At 37.0% G+C, this 4,206-nt stretch carries 6 protein-coding genes and 1 pseudogene; all 7 read right to left on the bottom strand.

What is annotated here, in order from left to right; all coding sequences use genetic code 11:
* Positions 1–76: 76 nt before the first annotated feature.
* A complete protein-coding gene (locus tag PR675_RS05885) occupies positions 77–580 on the bottom strand; it encodes a hypothetical protein (protein ID WP_053110412.1) in 504 nt (167 codons plus the stop codon).
* A 350-nt stretch (positions 581–930) separates the two neighbouring features.
* A pseudogene (locus tag PR675_RS20990) lies at positions 931–1,251 on the bottom strand (RHS repeat domain-containing protein); the annotation flags it as partial.
* Between the two features lie 30 nt (positions 1,252–1,281).
* On the bottom strand, positions 1,282–1,446 hold the full coding sequence (locus tag PR675_RS05870) for a hypothetical protein (RefSeq protein ID WP_225829627.1): 165 nt from the start codon (positions 1,444–1,446) through the stop codon (positions 1,282–1,284).
* A gap of 456 nt (positions 1,447–1,902) precedes the next feature.
* Positions 1,903–2,499 carry a hypothetical protein gene (locus tag PR675_RS05865; RefSeq protein WP_014656623.1) on the bottom strand — a complete coding sequence of 199 codons (597 nt, stop codon included), beginning with the start codon at positions 2,497–2,499 and terminating at the stop codon, positions 1,903–1,905.
* Between the two features lie 12 nt (positions 2,500–2,511).
* Entirely contained in the window at positions 2,512–2,796 is a 285-nt protein-coding gene (locus PR675_RS05860; RefSeq protein WP_230085227.1) for a type IV secretion protein Rhs, read from the bottom strand.
* 191 nt (positions 2,797–2,987) lie between these two features.
* Positions 2,988–3,578, bottom strand: coding sequence for an imm11 family protein (locus tag PR675_RS05855; protein ID WP_071599657.1), 591 nt, complete (start codon positions 3,576–3,578; stop codon positions 2,988–2,990).
* A gap of 12 nt (positions 3,579–3,590) precedes the next feature.
* Positions 3,591–4,206 (bottom strand): RHS repeat-associated core domain-containing protein (locus tag PR675_RS05850; RefSeq protein WP_272582704.1); only part of this gene is annotated, 616 nt, incomplete at its 5' end.

Raw genomic sequence — 4,206 nt, 5'->3', positions numbered from 1 at the left:
GGACAATCAGCACGTGTATCAGTATAGTTAAGCTAGAAGATTGAAATATCTTCTAGCTTAACTACGATAAAGTTCTTTACTGGTCAAGCTTTAGTAGGGTTAGATCATTCACTATATGACGCAATTCATCATATCTAAACTCTTCATAGAAGATATTTTTAGGATAATCTATTAAATCCTTCAATGATTCACTAGTATCAACAAATCTCCATAAAATGGCACCAATTTCATCGGTTAATTTGTATGAATATATATTAAAATAATCTGACCAAGTTCCTAAATTCACATTAAAATTTTCGGCTAACTCATACTCTTCACCATTAAAGTCTAAGATATCTGCTTCTAATAGTTCATAAGTAGAACAATAATTATCAAGCAAATATCTTTGATTTAAGTGTTTTTTGTTTAAAATTTCATTGAGCCCACCGATTAAGTAGCCATCAAAAAAAATTGTATCGTCTAAGCTTCCAAAAAATAAGTCATTAATCCAAAACTTTGCTCGGCCAATAAATTTCTCCTTATTTTCAAAAAAATATTCGACTGCAAGAGTATTTTTTTTTCCTATAAGTCTTGTCTTCATTTGCACGGTTTTATACCTTCCATATTTTTTGCATACTTAGGGACATTTCTTGGATCTATAGCTCTAGGTTTGCCTCTAATATCAACACCATCCGTTGAACCATTCCAATGGAATGGTCCTGAGCCATCAGCAGCACTACTTTGGAATCTATGCCAAACAGCTTTTTTACCTTCCCCAATTTTGACCTAACTCGTTTTTGAGTCATTAGGGTCTAACTGACTAAGTTTAAAGAGCTCTTCAGCGTTAGGTGGTATTATGCTTTTGGAGCTATTGAATGGCACTTGTCTACCTGGTAAATACCCGGGTTCATGATGTCCGGGATTTTTATAAATTAAAGCCTCCGTCAATCCTCAAGGATTCACCCACATTAGCGGGTTAGGTGCATACTGATACAGATTTATCCCACCCAATAACCCAATTGGGTCGGACATGATAAAACGGCCTATCTGTGGGTCATAGAATCTGAAGGTATTAAAATGTAATCCTGTTTCAGTGTCAAAATACTGTCCAGCATAGCGTAAGTTCTGCTCAAAGGACTTCATCTTGCGATCTGGGTCGGAGTAGAAACTTAATGGGCTATTGCGAACAAAGCCAAAGCGTTCATATTTCCCTGACCATACCCTATTGCCTTGTTCGTTGGTGACATCAAGTGGGGCACTGCTAATGTCGCAGTGATGCCAGTAATAGTGGTATCCACTGGATTACTTCACAATAACGGCGAGTGGGGTATAGCTGCCGTGTTCTTCGCAGTAATAGGTTTGGCATTTACCGGTATTGATATTCTGCTCTTGCAGTAACCGTAGTCCTTGCCAGACAAAATGGGTTTCGTGGCGTGTTGGTTTGCCGTGAGCCCGCGATTCAACCACTTTATGAATATGACGACTCAGTGCATTGTTATTTCAAGAAGGCTATGCCTGTAAGGCAAATATTGAAAAGCAGGGTTGCCCCTGCTGATCGTTATGAAAAATATGAAGGTAGAGCGCCTCCTGTAAGTCTAGGTAACCCCTAATAATTCTTTAACCTGATAATCAGAATGTGGGCTTAATGGTGGGTATTTGGTTAAATGCATCAAAGAAGACGGGGCACCCCCAACTTATGATGAGATCGGAAAAGCGTTGGGTTATTCAAAAGGTCTGGTCGCACACCGTGTGAGGTTGTTGGCAAAGCGGGATAAAAGCGTGGTTTTTCCCACTTTGTGTTATCAGCCGAAAATCAATAAATTGATTTTCGTAATTTATTTTCAAAACCTATTAGACTTGCCGCCAAACATAATATGTTTGTTAGCAGTCTGAGATGGCAGGTAAAACTGCCTTCTATACTTGTTATTTAGCAATATAAAAATTAAATGCGGTAGCTGTTAAGTAGCGACCATCTGTACCATCATAAATTTTTGCAGCATCAGGCCAAGCAAAATACCGAGTTTCAGGTTTGTCACGATACAATTCACCCGTTTCCCTGTTAATAGCATAAACCTTTTTGGCTCCTTTTTTGAAGATTTTCCAAACTCCTTTAACGAATGCCTCTGTTTCAGGGTCTTCTGCTGGTTTATAAGAAGCTGATATTGTCCCATTTCTCAAGCATCCTGCTGCAAAATCAGCTTCCTTTGAGTGAATAAATTGAACTAATCCTTTACCGACGAAACTACCCGAAAAACCAGCGTTGTTTGGGCGTGGAAATACATAGTTATTTTTATAATCACTTATACTAGTTATATCACTATTGATGATTGTAACGTTTGAATTTATTGCACCATAACATAAGGAAATCGAATTTCTTACAGGGGGATCAAGAGTATCCCAAACATAATTGTCAATGAATTTAATTTCTTTAAAATAATCACCCAAGGCTTTTGAAAAGTTATCTTCATCTACTTTACTCATAAAAACTTCAATACCAGGCAGTTTAACTTTAGCTGTCATATAGAATCCTTTTTAGCGTTGTGTGACTGTGCCAGCAAGCATGTTGTCAACATTCAATGCTCCCGGCTGTAAAGTGTTACCTTTAGGCACGGTAATAACAACAGCGTTTGGATTTTGTTGGGTTATTCGAACTGCGTTATCCCATTCCCGTTGACTCATTCCATTCACATTGCCTTTGTCTACCGTCTGAATGTAAACTGTGCGACCTTTAGCATCAGTAAATGTCATGTCGGTGTAAGATCCTCCCTTACGACCTGTTTCAGCTGGGTTTAGTGGTGGTAAATAGGTTTCCCGCAACTCAACGTTAGTACCTGCTTGTCTGCCACCTTCTATATGTCTAACTATTCCTGCATTATTTTAATCAATTGATACGGAATATCATCCATATGTGTCTGATATAATCTTATTTATCTTTATAGGATTGTGACGCAATTCGTTTAGTAGTGGTTATCATCCGCTGTATCATGATTAAATTGGAAAACAAATATTTAACTAGTTTCACAGGAACTTCTATTTTTAGGGGTCAAATCAATTGATTTGCAAAATTCAATATTTTTTAGCCCTGCATTAATGATAGCTATTTTTAGCTTATCACTCACAACTATTGTATTGGGAGTTTCTTCACTTCTTACAATATCGAAAGAATATGGTATTTCATCTAACAGTACTGTATATAAAAATGCATATTGGGGATTATGGGGGTCAAAATTAGTTAATGTAAATTCACTTTTTTCCATATCAAAACAATTTATCTTTGTTAACACATTGATAGCACTGTAGCTATGTAGTACGTAATTTCCAAAAAAAATGTTTGCATCAAAAAACTCAACCTCGGTTGGTGCTATTTTTTCTAGAACTTCTCGAAGTTCTGAACTAACTAATTCAATGCCTGTGGTAAATAAAATATGGTTTTTCTTTATTTTATTCAAGCTAGCTTTATTTTTTGCCTTATAATTAATCTGAAAACAGTTTCCTTTTAAACTAATTCCTTCACGGAATAGAGTGTAGTCCACAGAGGTATTATGGCAATATTCAAGTAAGTTAAATGTATTTGTAATACTAGAAATTATATAACTCATTTTATCTTCCTACTAACAGGCATTGTTAAGTTTTATTTGTTTGGTTCTTAGGCGATTACCTACATCATCTGACAGAGCTTGAATCTGCATCCTTTTTATCTCTGGGCTTGCATTATTAGCATGTATCTTATCAAGCTCATTGCTAATATAACTATCGTAAGCTTTATTATGCCTCCCTCGATGTACCGTCCTTTCTGGATTTTGCTCAATCGCAGTTTTAGACGATAGTAATTGAGTAATATTTTGACTATTATTAATATCATAGCCTGAACTTATAATCACTGGATGATTTGCCATCGATTGTGGAATGTTATGGTGTTTCTGAAAACCAGGCATGACAGGCATTTCTTTATAATCACCAGAAGCAGCTAACCCCCAAGGGTCAATCCATACCAATGGATTCGGCGCATACTGATACAGATTCATCCCACCCAGTAACCCAATCGGGTCAGGCATGATAAAGCGGCCTATCTGTGGGTCGTAGAATCTGAACGTATTAAAATGTAATCCGGTTTCATTGTCAAAATATTGTCCAGCATAGCGTAAGTTCTGCTCAAAGGACTCCATCTTGCGTTCGGGGTCAGAGTAGAAACTCAATGGGCTACTGCGAACAAAGCCAAAGCGCTCA

This window comes from Providencia sp. PROV261, from assembly GCF_028477945.1.
Taxonomy (GTDB): Bacteria; Pseudomonadota; Gammaproteobacteria; order Enterobacterales; family Enterobacteriaceae; genus Providencia; species Providencia stuartii.
Note: the sequence above shows the minus strand (reverse complement) of the source record. Positions and strands in the feature narration are given on the sequence as shown.

Bases quoted from the DNA above. Each gene is read 5' to 3' on its own strand.
- PR675_RS05885 (WP_053110412.1), bottom strand. From the start codon at position 580: ATGAAGACAAGACTTATAGGAAAAAAAAATACTCTTGCAGTCGAATAT.
- PR675_RS05865 (WP_014656623.1), bottom strand. From the start codon at position 2,499: ATGACAGCTAAAGTTAAACTGCCTGGTATTGAAGTTTTTATGAGTAAA.
- PR675_RS05855 (WP_071599657.1), bottom strand. From the start codon at position 3,578: ATGAGTTATATAATTTCTAGTATTACAAATACATTTAACTTACTTGAA.